Origin of the sequence: Marinomonas pollencensis, from assembly GCF_003387375.1 — a bacterium.
In the GTDB taxonomy this organism is placed as follows: domain Bacteria; phylum Pseudomonadota; class Gammaproteobacteria; order Pseudomonadales; family Marinomonadaceae; genus Marinomonas; species Marinomonas pollencensis.
The window spans coordinates 150043-167943 of record NZ_QUNG01000004.1 but is presented as its reverse complement, the minus strand read 5'-3'; the positions used below and the strand labels follow the sequence as shown (position 1 = coordinate 167943).

14 protein-coding genes are annotated in these 17901 nt (G+C 44.9%); 8 read left to right on the top strand and 6 right to left on the bottom strand.

What is annotated here, in order from left to right:
* Window positions 1-15: 15 nt before the first annotated feature.
* From npdG to DFP81_RS07560, 3 genes are all read left to right on the top strand, one after another.
* Window positions 16-705 (top strand): NADPH-dependent F420 reductase, encoded by a 690-nt coding sequence (gene npdG / locus DFP81_RS07570; RefSeq protein ID WP_115897171.1) that lies wholly within the window; start codon window positions 16-18, stop codon window positions 703-705.
* 107 nt (window positions 706-812) lie between these two features.
* On the top strand, window positions 813-1820 hold the full coding sequence (locus tag DFP81_RS07565; RefSeq protein ID WP_115897170.1) for a TIGR03842 family LLM class F420-dependent oxidoreductase: 1008 nt from the start codon (window positions 813-815) through the stop codon (window positions 1818-1820).
* A gap of 291 nt (window positions 1821-2111) precedes the next feature.
* Window positions 2112-2975, top strand: coding sequence for an isocitrate lyase/PEP mutase family protein (locus tag DFP81_RS07560; RefSeq protein WP_115897169.1), 864 nt, complete (start codon window positions 2112-2114; stop codon window positions 2973-2975).
* Between the two features lie 84 nt (window positions 2976-3059).
* On the opposite strand, the gene DFP81_RS07555 is transcribed toward DFP81_RS07560, so the two are convergent.
* Window positions 3060-3743 carry a P-loop NTPase family protein gene (locus DFP81_RS07555; protein ID WP_115897168.1) on the bottom strand — a complete coding sequence of 228 codons (684 nt, stop codon included), beginning with the start codon at window positions 3741-3743 and terminating at the stop codon, window positions 3060-3062.
* Between the two features lie 186 nt (window positions 3744-3929).
* Window positions 3930-4802 (bottom strand): 4-hydroxy-tetrahydrodipicolinate synthase, encoded by an 873-nt coding sequence (dapA, locus tag DFP81_RS07550; protein WP_115897167.1) that lies wholly within the window; start codon window positions 4800-4802, stop codon window positions 3930-3932.
* Between the two features lie 345 nt (window positions 4803-5147).
* Between dapA and DFP81_RS07545 the strand changes: the two genes are divergently transcribed.
* Window positions 5148-5759, top strand: coding sequence for a LysE family translocator (locus DFP81_RS07545; protein WP_115897166.1), 612 nt, complete (start codon window positions 5148-5150; stop codon window positions 5757-5759).
* Window positions 5760-5827: 68 nt separating this feature from the next.
* Here the strand turns inward: DFP81_RS07545 and DFP81_RS07540 are convergent, their stop codons facing one another.
* Entirely contained in the window at window positions 5828-8443 is a 2616-nt protein-coding gene (locus DFP81_RS07540) for a cyclic nucleotide-binding domain-containing protein (protein ID WP_115897165.1), read from the bottom strand.
* Between the two features lie 26 nt (window positions 8444-8469).
* Window positions 8470-9078: a flavin reductase family protein gene (locus DFP81_RS07535; RefSeq protein ID WP_115897164.1), complete on the bottom strand. Its 609-nt coding sequence runs from the start codon at window positions 9076-9078 to the stop codon at window positions 8470-8472.
* 419 nt (window positions 9079-9497) lie between these two features.
* Here DFP81_RS07535 and DFP81_RS07530 point away from each other — a divergent pair, with 419 nt between their 5' ends.
* From DFP81_RS07530 to DFP81_RS07520, 3 genes are all read left to right on the top strand, one after another.
* Entirely contained in the window at window positions 9498-11420 is a 1923-nt protein-coding gene (locus DFP81_RS07530) for a PrkA family serine protein kinase (protein WP_115897163.1), read from the top strand.
* Between the two features lie 91 nt (window positions 11421-11511).
* A complete protein-coding gene (locus tag DFP81_RS07525) occupies window positions 11512-12804 on the top strand; it encodes a YeaH/YhbH family protein (RefSeq protein ID WP_115897162.1) in 1293 nt (430 codons plus the stop codon).
* Complete coding sequence (locus DFP81_RS07520; RefSeq protein WP_115897161.1) at window positions 12785-14305, top strand: SpoVR family protein; 1521 nt, start codon at window positions 12785-12787, stop codon at window positions 14303-14305. The genes DFP81_RS07525 and DFP81_RS07520 overlap by 20 nt, the downstream gene beginning before the upstream one ends.
* A gap of 32 nt (window positions 14306-14337) precedes the next feature.
* Here DFP81_RS07520 and DFP81_RS07515 read toward each other — a convergent pair whose 3' ends face one another.
* Entirely contained in the window at window positions 14338-14997 is a 660-nt protein-coding gene (locus DFP81_RS07515) for a putative 2OG-Fe(II) oxygenase (protein ID WP_115897160.1), read from the bottom strand.
* A gap of 369 nt (window positions 14998-15366) precedes the next feature.
* Here DFP81_RS07515 and DFP81_RS07510 point away from each other — a divergent pair, with 369 nt between their 5' ends.
* On the top strand, window positions 15367-16821 hold the full coding sequence (locus DFP81_RS07510; RefSeq protein ID WP_115897159.1) for an MFS transporter: 1455 nt from the start codon (window positions 15367-15369) through the stop codon (window positions 16819-16821).
* Between the two features lie 24 nt (window positions 16822-16845).
* On the opposite strand, the gene holA is transcribed toward DFP81_RS07510, so the two are convergent.
* Complete coding sequence (gene holA / locus DFP81_RS07505; protein ID WP_115897158.1) at window positions 16846-17880, bottom strand: DNA polymerase III subunit delta; 1035 nt, start codon at window positions 17878-17880, stop codon at window positions 16846-16848.
* Between the last annotated feature and the right edge of the window lie 21 nt (window positions 17881-17901).

Below are 17901 nucleotides of genomic sequence, written 5' to 3'. Positions count from 1 at the left end.
GAAAAGGGAAAGAGCATGAGCACAGAGAATGAAAAAGTCGCCATTATTGGTGGTACAGGCCCCCAGGGGAAAGGTCTGGCATTGCGTCTCGCGATGGCTGGAACCCAAGTAATATTAGGCTCCCGTGACGCTGCTAAAGCGCAACAAGTGGCCCAAACGTTAACGGCCCAGTTGGCAGAGCGTGGCGTCCAAGCTGAGATTACAGGATTATCCATGGAAGCCGCCACCCAGGCAGCAGACAGTATGGTTATCTTGTCTGTGCCTTACAGCGCCCATGATGCCACTTTGGATGCACTCAAGCCCTTGTTAGCGGGAAAAATTTTAGTGGATATTGTGGTGCCATTAGCGCCTGGTAATCCGAAGGCCGTTGAGATGCCTGCCGCTGGCTCGGTAACTGAACACGCGCAAATAGTATTGGGCGAGTCGATTCCCGTGGTCGGGGCACTGCACAATGTGTCTGCTATTACCTTGAACGATTTATCGCGTCCGATTAATTGCGACATTTTGGTTTGTGGTAATGATTTGGCGTCGAAAAAATCTGTTATTGGGCTGATAGAGTCCATGGGCACCAAGGCCTACAACGCAGGCTTAGCAGAAAGTGCCCGTTGTATAGAAGCCATTACCCCCATTTTGATTCGCTTGAATATCTCAAAGGATGTGCCTTTCAGTCACGCCGGTATTGCTATTTGCCCGCCTGAGCATTAACGCCATCTAGGGCGGCAATTCGCTGCGCCGCCAGGGGCACAAGGGGTCATTCAGAACGAAAAAGTCAGCGCTAAAAAACGATTAAAAAAGCATAAGAGGAACACATCATGGAATTCGGTATTACTTTTAAAGGGTTTGTTAGCCCAGATCGCGCACGAAATCTGGTTCGTCAGGCGGAAGCGGCGGGTTTCGACTATTGCTGGTTTTACGATTCACACATTTTGTGGCGCGAGTCTTTTGTAGCAATGGCCATGTGTATGGAACACACCAAAACCATGCGTTTTGGCCCCTGTGTGACCAATCCTAATATCCGTGATTGGTCATTGTCGGCCAGCTTATACGCAAGTTTGGCCCATCAAAGTAATGGTCGTTTTGATATTGGACTGGGGCGAGGGGATTCTTCCATGCGAGTGATGGGCAAGAAGCCGGCCACCTTAGCTCGCTTGGCTGAATTTACCACCAAGGTAAAGGCCATGGTTCGTGGTGAAGAAGTCGAGTATGGCGAATGCCCAGAACCGGTCAAACTGCCTTGGGCAACGGGCTATGATTTACCAGTCTGGATTGGCGCATACGGTCCTAAAGCCTTGGCCACAGCCGGTCAGGTTGGCGACGGTTTGATTTTGCAAATTGGTGACCCAGACTTGGTTAAATGGTTTAAGGACCAAGCGCTTAGTGCGGGAAAAGAAGCAGGTCGAGACATGTCGAATTTCAAAGTACAGGCCGCTGCCCCAGCCTATTTTGGCGACATGGATTACTGTATTGAACACACCAAATGGTTCCCCGCTATGGTCGGGAATCATGTGGCAGATATCGTTGAAAAATACGGTAATGACTCTGGATTGGTGCCAAAAAGCTTAACCGATTATATTGAAAAGCGTCGAGGCTATGATTATTCAAAGCACGGACAAAGCGATAATCCATTCTTAGACTTTATCAGCGAAGACATTGTAAAAAGCTTTTGTGTTCTCGGTACGGTGGAAGATCATATTGGCAGAATCAAAGCCCTTGAAGAAGCGGGGACGACGCAGTTTAATATCTACTTAGACAGTGGCGATGAAGAAGAAATTATTGCGCAATATGGCCGTCATATTATCCCTAAGTTTAACCAAGACTAGTCCTAAGCGTTGTGCTCACCATTCTAAATGGTCAACGATTATGTTGGCCATTTTTTATGCGTTATGGCACTGACCAGCGTGCTGTTTACGGTTTTAATTGTCTTACCCTTATTTTTTACAAAGTGCTGATGAAACCTTTGCTAATTACATCACTATACACGCTACTTATAGTAACCATTCAGTTATAAAACATAACCAAGAGGTTAGTTGATAATGAAGCTTAATTCTAACGGGCGTATAATGCCGCCCAATTCGTCATATGTAATTTAATGACATTTCAGGAGTATAGACATGGCAACACCTTCCCAGCACGACCTACGTAATGACTTTCGTGCCTTATTAGCAAGCAATCAATGTTACTACACAGCTTCTACTTTTGACCCTATGTCAGCGCGTATTGCTGCAGACCTTGGTTTTGAAGTCGGTATCTTAGGCGGTTCTGTTGCCTCTCTTCAGGTGTTAGCGGCTCCTGATTTTGCATTGATTACATTAAGTGAGTTTACTGAACAAGCGACTCGTATTGGCCGTGTGGCGCGTTTGCCGATTATTGCGGATGCAGATCACGGTTACGGAAACGCTTTGAACGTTATTCGTACCATCACTGAGCTAGAGCGTGCTGGTGTCGCGGCGTTGACGATTGAAGATACTTTGTTACCTGCTAAATACGGTCATAAATCAACGGATTTGATTCCACTGGAAGAAGCGGTTGGCAAATTAAAAGCCGCATTGGATGCGCGAATTGATCCTGCGATGAGTATTATTGCTCGTACTAATGCAGGCCAGCTAACGATTGAAGAGACGATCACGCGGGTTAAAGCTTATCAAGCGGTCGGAGTCGATGGTATTTGTATGGTGGGGATTCGTGATTTTGATCATTTAGAGCAAATCACTCAACACCTGACTATCCCTGTTATGTTGGTTTCTTACGGAAATCCAGAGTTAAATGACCGCGAGCGTCTAGCTGGTAATGGTGTGCGTATAATTGTAAACGGCCATGCGGCATATTTTGCTGCCATTAAAGCGACTTACGATTGCTTGCGCGAACAACGAGGCATTGCTGAAGGCACTCTTAATGCGTCTGAGCTGTCGACTCGATACTCCACATTAGAAGAAAACCGTGTTTGGGCAAACAAATACATGGATGTGCAGGAATAATTTTTCTTTCGCCGCTGTTCGTTTTATCAAAGCCAAGGATCACCGTGTGATCCTTGGCTTTTTAGTTTTTGAAGAAAGAGGCTGTTAGCCGATTTTATTGAACTCCTCATAGACTTTGCGTAGCCAGACTTTCATGCGCTGACGCTCTGCAATGTTCATGATGCTGCGATCATTAGCCACTGACCAAAAGCTGCTGTTATTAAAGTCAATTTTTTGTGTTAGCTTGGTTTGCAGCTTGGCCAGTTCTAGGATCAAAGCGTCCCTTTTTAGGGCTGTTTGATAGCCATCGGATTTTCTGAAGCGGGTGAAGTCTGTTCCTCTGCCTAAATTTTGTAGCACAATAAAGTCCACAGAAGGCTGCTGATAGCGTTCCAGTAATTGCTCAAGTAATTGGACTGAGTCTGCCCCATCGTCCATGACATGCCATAAACAGACTTGATAGCCCAGTTCATCGAGCAGACCAAAAACGTCGGTTTCTTCAATCCAGACGCCAAGTGGCTGGGCAGCTTGTGCGGCTAGGTCAATAATGAGATCTCTTTCAGGGTAGGCTTCAATAGCGGCTAACATGCCATCTAGGCTGTCTTCCTCACCCATAATAATCGGTGAAGAGTAGTCTTGATAAAAACGTGAAAAAGTCCCATGGGAAGAATCACAATCGAAGCCAATAAAAGGACGTTCGTGATCAATGTAATATTGAGCTAACACACGTGCGGTCATGGATTTTCCAACACCGCCTTTTTCACCACCAACAAAGTGTACTTTAGCCATCCAACTCTCCTTGCAATACATCATGTAATCGACGTTATCTTGGTTCAGTGTCTAGGGGAACCCCTTTTCCTAAGCAGATACTTTAGCAATATTTGATGACGAAAAGTGCCTTTTTCTGAGTATAAAAAAGCCAGCATGAGAAACATGCTGGCTTTGCTAACAAGAGTCGCTTTCTAAAGGGGCAAGCTAGATCAGTTCAAGCTCAAGCATGGCTTGGCGAATGGTCGCTTTGCTACTGTCTTGAAGAGGCACCACTGGCAGGCGACATTCTTCAGAACATAAACCCAGAAGTGACATGGCGTATTTTGGGCCGGCTGGGTTAGGCTCAATAAATAAAGCGCTATGAAGGTTGAATAATTTGTCTTGCAGTTGCGCCGCTTCGGCGAATTTGTTCTCACGACACAGGCGTTGCAGTTCAACAACTTGTTTTGGTGCTACATTGGAAGACACCGAAATACAGCCATTACCACCGCCCACGTTATAGGCAACTGTGGTGACATCGTCACCGCTCAAGAAACAAAAAGGCTTATTGACCAGAGCTCGTTCACGAATAGGGCGAGTGAGGTCTCCCGTTGCATCTTTTACCCCGATAATGCGAGGCAATTCGGCAAGACGAGCTAGGGTGTCCACTTCTAGGCCAACAACGGAGCGTGGCGGAATATTGTATAACACAATGGGTAATTTGCTGTTGTCATGAACGTATTTAAAGTGCTCGTACAACCCAGTTTGGTTTGGGCGATTGTAGTAGCCAGCAACATGCAAAGTGGCATCGGCCCCTGCTTGATAGGCAAACTCAGAATAATTCACCGCTTCGACAGGGTTGTTGGACCCAGCACCGGCTAATACAGGAACGGCCTTGTTGGTTTCTTCGACGGTGATTTCGATGACGCGCTTATGTTCGTGCTCACTTAATGTTGGAGACTCTCCGGTTGTGCCGACAGGCACAAGACCATTAATGCCTTGATCTATTTGCCAACGCACAATGTTACGCAACGCGTCTTCATCTAGCTGACCGTCACGAAAAGGGGTGATTAAAGCGGTAATTGCACCGTGGAACATACTCTAGCCTCATTAAAAGTGGGTAAGCATGTCGCTGAAGAGGAGATAAACCCGTCAGCGAGACATGCTGCCGGGGAATTTTTTATCTTACATCCACACGCCAGCGTTGCAGGGCTTCTTAGCCTTACGTTTATCGCCGTTGTGTTTTGATAAGATAGTATTAAGCATAATGATTATAAAAATCTAATGTCTATGTTGTTATCTATCATGCTGCCGTTTTTGCTATAGAAGGTCAAGGCTCGTAGCCCAATTATCTAGGATTTAGCAATTAATGCTGGCAAAATAATCTTCTACAGCATAGATGTTTTGTTTGATAAATTAAAATTGAAAAATAAGAGAGTTTAAATGGAATTTGCCACTTGGTTATCCTTGGCCGCTATTTGTACTATGGGGGCCATTTCTCCTGGGCCAAGTTTAGCGGTTATTTTAAGAGTGACTTTATCGCAAGCCCCTTTGCATGGCATGGTTGCTGCGATTACACACGGCTTAGGCGTTGGTTTTTGGGCATTATTAACCATGCAAGGCTTGGCTGTATTAGTGACTGAGCATCCTACTATATTTTATTTCTTATCGGTGGCTGGTGGTTTGTATTTGGCTTGGTTAGGAGTGAAGTCAATTCGCTATGCAGGTAAAGGGAATGATATTGATACTGTAGCGCTGAAGTCCTCTTATTGGGAATCGGCTCGTGATGGTCTTCTGGTTGCTTTGATGAACCCCAAGGCTGGGTTGTTTTTTCTGGCTTTGTTTAGCCAGTATGTGCAGGCAGAAATGGCGGCACTGGTAAAGCTTCAGCTCTGGGCAACTGTGGTTGTCATTGATGGTGGTTGGTATATTTTAGTGGCGTTATTGCTAGCGGGTGGACCGCTTTTAGCTTGGCTGCGTCGTCATCGCGTGTGGGTAGACAGAGGTATGGGTTGTCTGCTTATTTTATTGGCCTTAAAAGTGATATTAGGCTGATAAGTGAATTAAAATGAGTGCAAAAAAGAGGTTCAGACATTTTCTGAACCTCTTTTTTTATGCTTTCACTATGAGCCAAAAATGAACGTTTTTTGTTGATTTAGCTGCTTAGTCCAAATGTCGTAAGCTTTACTATTTAGGTGCAGTTTATCCCCTTCAAAAAGAGTGTCTTTAATGTCACCTTGTGAGTCCAGTAGGTTGGCAAATAGATCTAGGTAGCGGGTATTAGGTCGTGTTTTCGCCAAGCGCTCAAGTTGCGCATTGGCTTTTTCTATAGTGCTGCGCATGGCACGTCGTGCAGGGCTACATTTAATGCTTAACAGCATCACAGGAATACCCGGTAAATAACGATCGATTTTTTGCAGCAGCTCGATATAAAGCTCAGTGACCTTATTGCAATCACAGTGATTTCCGATGTCATTGTCGCCTGCATAAATGACCAAAGAGCGAGGGTTATGAGGCAAGATAATCCGTTCAAAATAGTAAACGCAAGCTTCTAATGTCGCGCCTCCAAAACCGAGATTAATGGCTTCTTTAGGGTGAAAATGCTCATCAAAATCATGCCATAAACGCATAGTAGAAGAGCCATAAAATGCCACTGGACGGTCTTTATAAACCTGATGTGCAGTGCGGAATTCAAGCTCGCGGACGTCGGATTCAAACTCGACATCCAGTTGGTTTAATCCCAAGACATTCGAACGGTAACCCGCACGTCCACTGAGGATAGGGTACTGGCGGATTTCTCGCGCAAGCTCAACGGCTTCGTTGACATAGCCACGATACTCTTCTTGGTATTCAGCTAAGAAGTGCGCAACCGCTTTCGGGTCTTGGATATCCACCCGATCAGACAATTTGAATGCCGGCTTGATAACCACTGTATAGATATTATGATCAGCTCGACGGTCAAAGTTAGCCACGGCTAGAGGCACAATCCAAGGTTCGTCGCTGCCCATGGACCCCGCTAATTCAAACGCGTGAGGCAAAAAGGCACCAGGCGACTGATGGGTGCCATAGCTCATGCCCTCGGGGGAGATCATTAATGGGTAGTTCTCTCTTAATGTGTCTTGTGACTGCTGAATGAACTGTGCGTATTCTGGGGTGCCTTTACATAGGTTTTCCCAGCTATCTACAAAGACATTGCCAAAACGCTCATAGTAATCGTCACGCCAGAATTCATTTTCATCACTGCGGCGAACAATACGCTGACCTGAAATACCGTATTCGTTGTCGATAATCATGGCGCTAATGAATTGCGCATCGATAGAGAAACGAAATCCATTCGGCAGGCGATTTGTCGGCGACCCTAACAGGTGGTTGTAAATAAATAGACTGCCGGCTTTTTTGGGCAGATTTTCTAGTCCTTTAATAACGTAAGGCACTTGTTGAAAAGCGAGTTTAAACTGTTCGGTGCCAAAGCGTCTGACATCCAACGCAGGGGTGTCTTTAGGTAAGCTGTTGATGTTGTCATAGGCTTTTTGCAAGTGACGATAGAAGGCATTTTCACGTTGCAAATCTTTTAATATATCCAGGCACATACCTGCGATGGTTCTTTCTAATACGCTACCGAAATGTAGGCATTTATACAGAACACCAAAGGCAGAGGCGGTGGTGATCGCACTTTTGAGTAGCTCACTGACTTTATAAAGAGGTGAACTGACGGGTAATACCGCGGCGTTTTGTTCAATCACATTGCTGACCGCCAATACTTCGTCGTTGGCGATTTGAGATAAGTAGCGCATGCGTGCAGCGAGTAGGTGAGTGCCGACGAGCCAGATCAAACGGTGTAAATATTTGACCGCCAGTTTTGGCATGCTTTCAAACAGAGACAAAAGTTTTTCTTTTGGGATAAACAAAATACTGCTGTCTCGGGAAGAAATAATAGACGTTCTGTTTTTGAGCTCATTGCCCGGAGTACACCAGACTAACAAAGTCCCGGCGCGGGAAATGGAGCGGGTGGTAATAATATCGCCGGTATCAGTTTGGTAACTAATGACCGCTTTGCCTTTGATCAGAAAATACAGGCCATCAGGATACTGATCTTGTTGAGAAATAATGTCCCCTTGGTGGGCCAATAAGATAGAAGATTGTTTGGCTAAGGCATGGATTTCTGTTTGGGTGAAGGTCTCACAAAATGGCGCGTAATTCAGTAACGCAGAGGACTCTTTTAGTGACTGTGTTTGTTGGTCTGGGTTGATAAACGGGCGGGTTTCTTCGAAGGCCAAGGACTCATTAGAAAAAAACGGACGCGTTTGGTTGTGAATGCTTGTCAGTACGGGCAGAGATTGCTCGTAGATAAAGCGCAAGAAGGTATTGGCGAAATCAATATCGCTGTCTAAAAGTTTTTGCAATGCGACGATTGGCAGCGCCAGTACCGTGGACGATTTTGTCGCTTGAAAGGTTGTCGCATAGCGTGATGGGTGGCGGAACGCGGACCAGCCAATCGGTGTGTATTTTTCACTGATTAAGCCAACATTGTAGGACTTTCCTTGTTCTCGGAGAGGGATAGAAATGGCAATTTCTCCGGTTAATATAAAATACAAAGAGTGACCTATTTCAAACTGCTTAGCCAGTAACTCGCCAGAGTTGAGCTTTCTTATGCTCGCAATATCAAGCAATGAGGTGTGCATGTCTTTGCTGATATCAGCCATAAAAGGCATGGCTTGTATCTGTTCAGTTATGTCCATCGTTATTACCTCGATTCTTTTGGCTCTTATTCAGGGCGTTTGATCGTCAGTGTTTGACCAATAAGTGCGTAATCGTTTCCACCAAGACGGCTTAGCGGGTTCAGTTGGGCGCTGTTGATAAGGTTACGCCCGTTTTCTTGTCGCAGAATGTCGTCGTCGACATGTAAGCTTAAAATTTCCAAATAACAGGCACTGAATGACGATGAGCCTATAGGATGCATGTCATAGAGGCGGCAGTGCATCGCAACTTTGGCGTCTGCAATGCGCGGTAGCTGTGTGGTGAAAGTCGTCAACGAGAGTGTTGATCTGGTTAATTCCGATTCTCCGTAAGCTAAGGTTGCGGCGCTGAGGTTTACTGCCTCAACCAGTTCTGCACTGGGAATATGCAAAACACATTCCTGTTCACGAATTAGGTTTTGTTTAGTGTCTTTTTGCTGTTCGGCGTTTTTATTGCCAATAGAGACAACGAGCAGTGCTGGATCGGGGCAAAGCGCAGAAAAGAAAGAAAAGGGGGCAAGGTTATAGGTCTGATTTTCATTGCGAGTCATGATCCAAGCTATCGGTCTTGGGGTGACAGTTTGGGTGATCAAGTGATAGCGGTCGGTGCCGCTGAGTTGATCAAATTGAAACAGCATAAATCTACCTAATCAAATCAAAAGTCAATACTGGTTAAATTACTACAAGTGTTGATGACTTGTGAATGCTTGATGAGAAAGTTAGGCAAATTACTTTTTTATAAATGCAGCTTTGGGAACGCAATGGCAAGGAAAAAAGTGCATTTAAGATAGAAATATGAATTTTGTTTTTTGAATTGTTTAGTTTGATTGTATTTTGAACGATCGAAAGCGCTTAATTTTCAGACACTTATTCACCTAATATCTTGTTTTGGTGAGGATATTATGAAATGAGACTTTGCATTAAAAGCCTTGAGTACGGCTGAGACTATGCTAAACCTAATAAACATACCCAGTTTCTTTCTGCCGGAAAATTTAGGTAACGCCCGTGATTTTAACGGCAATAACCTTGCGACAACGTACCATGAGAGGATGCAGTAATGAGTATTTTTGACCATGTCCAATCTCGCTATGACGCTCAAAAAGATGAAGAAATGTCTCTCGCTGAGTATCTCGCATTATGCAAACAAGATTCTGCTGCTTTTGCTTCCTCAGCCGAACGTCTATTAATGGCGATTGGTGAGCCTGAAGTGATTGACACATCCCGCGATACTCGGTTGAGTCGAATCTTTTCTAATAAACTAATCAAACGTTACCCTTCGTTCGAACATTTTTACGGAATGGAAGAAGCCATTGAACGCATTGTGGCGTTTTTGACCCATGCTGCTCAAGGTTTGGAGGAGTCGAAACAGGTCTTGTACCTGCTAGGGCCTGTAGGCGGTGGTAAATCGTCCCTGGCAGAAAAATTAAAAGAGCTTATGCAATCGGTACCATTTTACGCCATCAAGGGGTCTCCAGTCTTTGAGTCGCCGCTTGCCTTATTTGATGTCAATGAAGACGGTGACATTCTTCAAGAGGAATATGGGATTCCTAAGCGCTATTTGAAAAATGCGATGTCACCTTGGGCGACTAAGCGGCTAAAAGAGTTCAACGGTAACATTGAAGAGTTTAAAGTCGTAAAAATTTACCCATCTGCTCTTAATCAAGTGGCGATTTCAAAAACCGAACCAGGTGATGAAAACAACCAAGATATTTCAGCCTTGGTAGGTAAGGTAGATATCCGTAAATTGGAATACTTTGAGCAAAATGACGCCGACGCTTACAGCTATTCTGGCGGCTTATGTCGTGGTAACCGCGGTATTATGGAATTCGTGGAAATGTTTAAGGCACCAATCAAGGTGCTGCACCCATTGTTAACTGCGACGCAAGAAGGGAACTATAACGGTACAGAAGGGCTGGGCGGTATTCCTTTTGACGGTTTGATTCTCGCTCACTCGAATGAGTCTGAGTGGCAAACGTTTAAGAACAATAAAACTAACGAAGCCTTTATTGACCGTGTGTATACCGTCAAGGTGCCTTACTGTACGCGTGTTACTGAAGAAATGCATATCTATCAAAAATTGCTTGAGCACAGTTCATTGCAGCATTCCCCATGTGCTCCAGATACGCTAAAAATGTTGGCGCAATTCTCGGTTCTGTCTCGTCTCAAAGAACCTGAAAACTCCAGTTTGTTTTCTAAAATGCGCATCTACGACGGGGAGTCATTGAAAGACATAGACCCCAAAGCAAAATCTTTACAAGAATACAAAGACGCAGCGGGAGTGAATGAAGGGATGGACGGCTTGTCGACTCGATTCGCCTTTAAAATCCTTTCTCGAGTGTTTAACTTTGATCCAACAGAGGTCGCCGCGAATCCGGTGCATCTGATGTATGTCTTAGAACAGCAAATTGAGCAAGAACAATTTGACCAGGATCGACATGACCGATACTTACGTGCCTTAAAAGAATACCTAGCACCACGTTATGTGGAATTTATCGGCAAGGAGATCCAAACCGCTTACCTAGAGTCTTATTCAGAGTACGGTCAGAATATTTTTGATCGGTATGTTATTTATGCCGATTTCTGGATTCAGGATCAAGAATATCGTGACCCAGAAACCGGTGACATTTTAGACCGTTCTTCTATTAATGATGAGTTGGAAAAAATCGAAAAACCAGCGGGTATTAGTAACCCTAAAGACTTCCGTAATGAGGTGGTGAACTTTGTGTTAAGGGCGAAAGCCAATAACAATGGTAAAAATCCAAGTTGGTTGAGCTATGAAAAACTCAGAGTGGTGATCGAGCGTAAGATGTTTTCCAATACTGAAGACCTATTACCGGTTATTTCATTCAGTGCGAAATCGTCCAGTGAAGATAAAAACAAACATAATGAGTTTGTTAAACGCATGGTAGAGCGTGGCTATACTGAAAAACAAGTTCGTTTATTGTCTGAGTGGTACTTACGCGTCCGTAAATCTCAATAGAAAGTTAGGTCGATGTGGTATCAGCGAAAAGGCGGGTAGTGTTTATGCGTAAGACTAAGATGTACTGTCTGATCAGTGAAAGGAGGTGGGTATGTCATACATAATTGACCGCCGCCTAAACGGAAAGCATAAGAGCAGTGTAAATCGGCAGCGATTTTTGCGCCGTTATCGTGAGCATATTCGAAAGGCCGTGGAGGAAGCGGTAAACGAACGTAGCATTAAAGATCTGGATCGAGGTGAGAAAATAACCATTCCTCAAAAAGACATCCATGAGCCTACTTTCGGCCATGGTCAAGGTGGAACTGGGTCTATTGTACACCCTGGTAATAAAGAGTTTTCGACCGGTGATCGTATTCCTAAGCCCCGTGGAGGCGCGGCTGGGGGAAGTGGTAACGGTGACGCCAGTGATAGTGGAGAGGGGGAAGACGATTTTGTCTTCCAAATATCCCAAGAGGAGTTTCTTGATTACGTTTTCGAAGATTTGGCGCTGCCAAATTTGCTGAAAAAAGAACTCAAAGAGATCAAAGAGTATTCTTTAAAGCATGCGGGTATTGTCAGTGATGGAACACCGTCTAAGTTAAACATAGTTCGCTCTATGCGCAATGCGTATGCGCGACGTATGGTGATGAACGGCGGTGCAAGACGTGAGCTGAAAGAAGTAGAAGCCGAAATGGCTCGTTTAATGGCGGTGGATTTTGCGTTACGGGACAGCGCGAAAGTGACCGCGCTCGAAGAGCAGATTGAAATGCTCAAGCAGAAGATTGACCGAACGCCATTTTTAGATACGTATGATTTACGTTATAACCACCATATAAAGGAACCTAAACCCAGCAGCCAAGCGGTAATGTTTTGCGTGATGGATGTGTCTGGCTCAATGACACAAGAAACTAAAAATATTGCTAAACGGTTTTTTATTCTTTTATACCTATTTTTGCGTCGCAATTACGAAAAAATAGACGTGGTGTTTATTCGGCATCACACCAGCGCTAAAGAAGTGAGCGAAGAAGAGTTTTTTTATTCCCGTGAAACTGGTGGCACGATTGTCTCCAGTGCACTGACTTTAATGGATAAGATTATCGCCGATCGATACCCATCAGATGCTTGGAATATCTACACGGCACAGGCGTCTGATGGCGACAACTGGGACGATGACTCGACCACTTGTCGTAAAATTTTAGAAGACAATATCATCGATAAAGTGCAGTACTTTACTTACATAGAAATTACTCCAAGAGAGCATCAAAGTTTGTGGTATGCCTATGAACAGGTGCAAAGTGCGCACCCTAAATATTTCTCAATGCGACACATCACCGAGGTTGGCGATATTTACCCTGTTTTCCGGGACTTGTTCCAAAGGAGGCAAAATGAGTCAAGCGGCCAGTAAAGCGAAGCGTCAATATTTGTCAGAAGGGCCTGAGTGGTCTTTTGAATTGATTCAAAAGTATGAGCAAGAAATAGACAAAATTGCCAAAGAGTTTGGCTTGGATACTTACCCCAACCAAATTGAGATCATTAGCTCTGAGCAGATGATGGACGCCTATGCGTCTGTCGGCATGCCATTGGGCTATCATCACTGGTCGTATGGCAAACAGTTTCTCGAAGTGGAGCAAAATTACAAGCGCGGCCGCATGGGGTTGGCGTATGAAATTGTGATTAATTCATCCCCTTGTATTGCCTACCTGATGGAAGAAAACAACATGATGATGCAGGCGCTCGTCATCTCTCATGCGTGTTATGGGCACAACTCATTTTTTAAAGGAAACTACCTATTCAAAACCTGGACCGACGCCAGTGCGATTATAGATTACCTTGTGTTTGCTAAAAAGTATGTACAAGAATGCGAAGAAAAATATGGCATAGAAGAAGTGGAGCTGACGTTAGATTCTTGTCATGCGTTGATGAATTTTGGTGTCGATCGCTATAAACGCCCAGTGCCTTTGTCAGCCGAAGAAGAGCGCTCTCGACAAGAGGAGCGAGAGCAGGCATTGCAGCAACAGGTAAATGATTTATGGCGTACTATTCCGGTGCTGGGAAAGGACGAAGAGAGCATACGTAAAGAACGCATTTTTCCGTCTGAACCCCAGGAAAATTTGCTCTACTTTTTGGAAAAACACGCGCCTTTACTGCGTCCTTGGCAACGGGAATTGATCCGTATCGTCCGTAAAATGGCGCAGTACTTTTACCCACAGCGACAAACGCAAGTAATGAATGAAGGGTGGGCGTCATTTTGGCACTATACCTTGATGAACGCCTTGTACGATAAAGGGCTAGTCAATGACGGCTTTATCTTAGAATTTTTGCAATCACACACCAGTGTCGTGTATCAGCCAGGTTTCGATTCGCCTTACTATTCTGGTATTAACCCTTATGCATTAGGGTTTGCGATGTATTCTGATATTAAACGCATGTGTGAACATCCAACAGAAGAAGATCGTCGCTGGTTTCCTGACATAGTAGGGAAAAATTGGCTTGAGGTATTGGATTTTGCGATGCGAAATTTCAAAGACGAAAGTTTTATTTTGCAGTATTTGTCCCCCAAGTTAATGCGCGAATTTCGTTTCTTTGGCATGGAGAATGATGTGCTCGACCCATTTGTAGAAATTAAAGAAATACACAATGACGAGGGCTATCAAAAACTCCGCGAGAGATTATCTCAGCAATACAATTTAAGTTACCGTGAGCCGAATATTCAGGTACAAAAGGTCAATATTAACGAAGACAGAAGCCTGGTGCTGCGCCATATCATGGATGGAGATCGGCCTCTTAATGAAGACACAGTTGAGGTTATGAAACATTTCCGCAGGCTGTGGGGCTTCGAGGTGCGATTGGAGTCTTGGGGCAAAGATGGTTTAGTTCAGACTTACACCTGCGCTCAAGAAGAATGAGAGCAGGTATGTCAGAGACTGAAACCTAGCCGTTAATACAATTCAATAATGCTGTTAAAAGCAATCACAACTCGGTCTTTGTCACCAAAATAAGGCAAGGCCGAGTGTTTCAAATAAGAGGGAAAAAACACGACTTGACCCTCTATGGGAGTAAAGTCCCAAACCCCTTGAGCACCGAGATACGCTGTGCCAGGGTCCGTGTAATGTTCTGCATTTATGCGTGGGTCGTAAAAACGGTTTAATCCTCCACTGCCTGGTGTTGCCGCGTCTCCAGGTTCTAGGTAGTAAATACCACACCAAGAACAATTTGGGTGTGAGTGTACATCATGGTAGCCACCTTTTTGGGTGACGTGGTACCAAGACTCAATAATATGAGCGTCGGCAGTTGCCTCTTCAGGCCAGAATGAATGATTAAGGCTTGCCGCCACTTCTAAGGTTAATTCTTCTAATATTCGTTTGGTTTCCATCACAGTAGGGTCTTCTTGGTCGAGAAAATCCAAGGTGCTTTCATGCATCCCATGCTTGGCTGTGGGGGCGACAAGGCTATCAATAGCCGTTTTTTGAGCGGCTTTTTGTTGGTAGATTAGATCCAGTAGTGCCTCTTTTAGAAACTCATGGTCTGGTAATTGACTCACAAATAGAGGCGTATTCCAAACATTGAGTGCTTCTAAGGTGATGGCTTCATCATTCATTCTTTTCTACCTAATAACGTAAGAGAGTTATAAAAGTCGTGTGCGAAGGGCGCATGATAACAGGCTAAAAGAATAAATGAAGTCCAACTGGGAGCGCTTTTTCTCTAACTAGAAATGCAGGAATCCTTTGCTTAAGATTTGCCACCTACTGGTGGCTTGGTTTGCTGCTGGCTATTCCGGTCGTGTTTATTTTGCATGTTCTGCAACGGCTTGTTTTATCACGCATTATAGACAATTAATAAAATCAAAAAACTGTTTGTTTGAAGTCTGATTTAGCGGGCTCCTAGCTTCCGCCTTGTTCCACGAAGGCTTATACTGCGGCGTTGATAATGAAACTCAAAAACCAAACGCACAGGGGTGATCGCATATATGGAATTATTTTCAGACAAGCCAGGGGACGAAGGACTGATAGGGCGAGAGCGTCGCTTGGCAATGCTGGCAGTGATGACCACTACAACGATGGCGGTGTTCGATGGTTCTATGGTGAATATTGCTTTGCCGCAGATTGCGCGTTCATTACAGATTTCATCCAGTGACGCAGTACTGGTATCGAACAGCTACTTATTATCGACGGCAATGACCCTGGCTATATTTGCTGCTTTTGTAAAACAAGTCGGCTTCCGTGTGCAATTTACTATGGGGTTGAGTGTGTTCACTTTGGCCTCTCTGGGGTGTGCTTTATCGTCTTCACTGCCGATGCTGGTGGGTATGCGCCTATTGCAAGGGGTAGGAGCAGCGGCTGTGTTAAGTATTGCACCAGCCATTTTCAGATCTATTTTCCCCAACCGCCTATTGGGCCGTATATTGGGAGTTAACGCCTTATTGATTGCCAGTGTGACTGCCATCGCCCCAGTGATTGGTGGTACTTTAATATCAACCTTAAGTTGGCAGTGGCTGTTTATTATCAATATTCCTTTTGGCCTTGTTGCTTTGTTGTTAACGCAACGTGCGATTCCGGGAAAACAAAGCAGTGGACGAGAGGCGTTTGATATTTGGGGAGGACTTTTATCTGCGATAATGCTCGGTGCACTTATTATGACCGCCAATACTTTTTCTCAGGCCGGCGAAGTGGGTATTGACCTTGATACCTTGTTAACAGCTTTGCTTTACGCTGCGGTGTCTATGGTGTCTGGCATTTTGTTCTTTCAGCGACAAAAACGCGCCCCAAAACCTTTGTTGCCATTGCAGATTTTCGCATCATCGCGCTTCTCATTAGCTGCGTTAACTTCATTGGCTTCTTTTATTAGCCAGGGCATTATCTTTATTACCTTGCCGTTCCTCTTCCAAAACGTCTATGGCTATAGTGCTTTTGGCTCTGCATTGCTCTTCACGCCTTGGCCTTTAGGTATTATTTTGGCCGCTCCACAGGCGGGTAAGCTGGCTGATCGATATTCTGCGGCCTTAGTGTCAACGGTAGGTTTATGTATCTTTGTTGTAGGAATCGCACTGCTGGCGCTATTGCCAGAGCAGGCTTCAATTTGGGACATTGGTTTGCGCAGTTTGTTATGCGGCATTGGTTTTGGTTGTTTTCAAAGTCCAAATAACCGCGAGTTGCTGTCAAATGTATCGCGAGAGAATAGTGGTTATGCTTCGGGTATTTTGGCTATTATGCGTACCTTTGGCCAATGTCTAGGGGGCGCGTTTGTGGGCGTGATTTTGGCGCAATACAGCTTGTCTAATGGTACTGAGTCCAGCTTTATATTACGCGAAGCTCAAGGTGTGAAAGTGAGTCTTTGGGTTGCAGCGACGGCTACTATGTTAGCGATTATTATCAGTTTCAGTCGCTTGCGAGCGGTACAGAAAGGGGCCAAAGGCGCGCAATGAGTTTGTCGTATGTGCTGCCAGCGTTTAATACGCTGGCAAATCTAATTCGGTCGTAACCGGTTTAAAGCTACAAAACATCATCACAAGATTGCGAAAGCCTATGTCTAAATCTGGACCTTCGAGCCCTTTAATACCTTGGTCCATCAAGGCAAGATAATTCTGTAAGTACGGTAGCGTTGCTTGGTTATGGCGTGACATCGCGCTTTCGTAAAAAGGAATTCGCTTGTCCCAGATTCTTTGTGCTTGGCAGGCTTGGCGTAAACTACCGGTGCGCATGGCCTGCAATAAGCTCACGAGGGTCTGAGTTTCACGGTTAAATAGCCAGAGGATAATATTAGGTTCCACCCCTTCGCCCAGTAACTGGCTTAAGCAGTGCATGGCCTCTTTGGTTTTTCCCATTAGCAAGCGGTCACTTAAATCATAAATGGAATAGCGGCTGCTGTCCGCGACGGATTCTGCGACCTTTTCTGCGTCTATTTTCGATCCAGTGCCATGTAGTAAAGCGAGTTTTTCAAGCTCTTGGGAGAGGGCTAATAAGTTACCTTCCCCGCGTTCACAAATAATGCTGGCGGCATCTCGAGTCAAAGACAGGTCCAATGCCTGAGCGCGCTGCTGTACCCAAGCGGGTAGGCGATTTGTGTCTATAGGCCAAATTTGAACAAATACCCCCTGTGATTCCAGCTGGGTAAACCATTTGGCTTTTTGTGTGCGTGCATCTATCTTGGGCAAGGTGATCAAGATAGTGTTGTCTGGGGTAAGAGACTGGGCCAGTTGGGCCAGGGCTTTAGTGTGTTTCTCGCCCATTTTGTCTATCTGGATGTCAAACAGACGTTGATTTGAGAACAGCGATAAGCTTTGGTTTTCATTGATGACATCTAGCCAATCGAATTGTGCATCGGCAACAAAACGAAGGCGCTCACTGATGCCTGCCTGCTGGGCGGCACGACGAATGCTGTCGGCCGCTTCTTGGGTCAATAATACCTCGTCCCCTGAAATAATATACAAGGGAGCGAGATTTTTATTGAGTTGTTGAGACAGTTGATCTGCTCTTACTTTCATCAGTGAATTGGCCTGTATGCG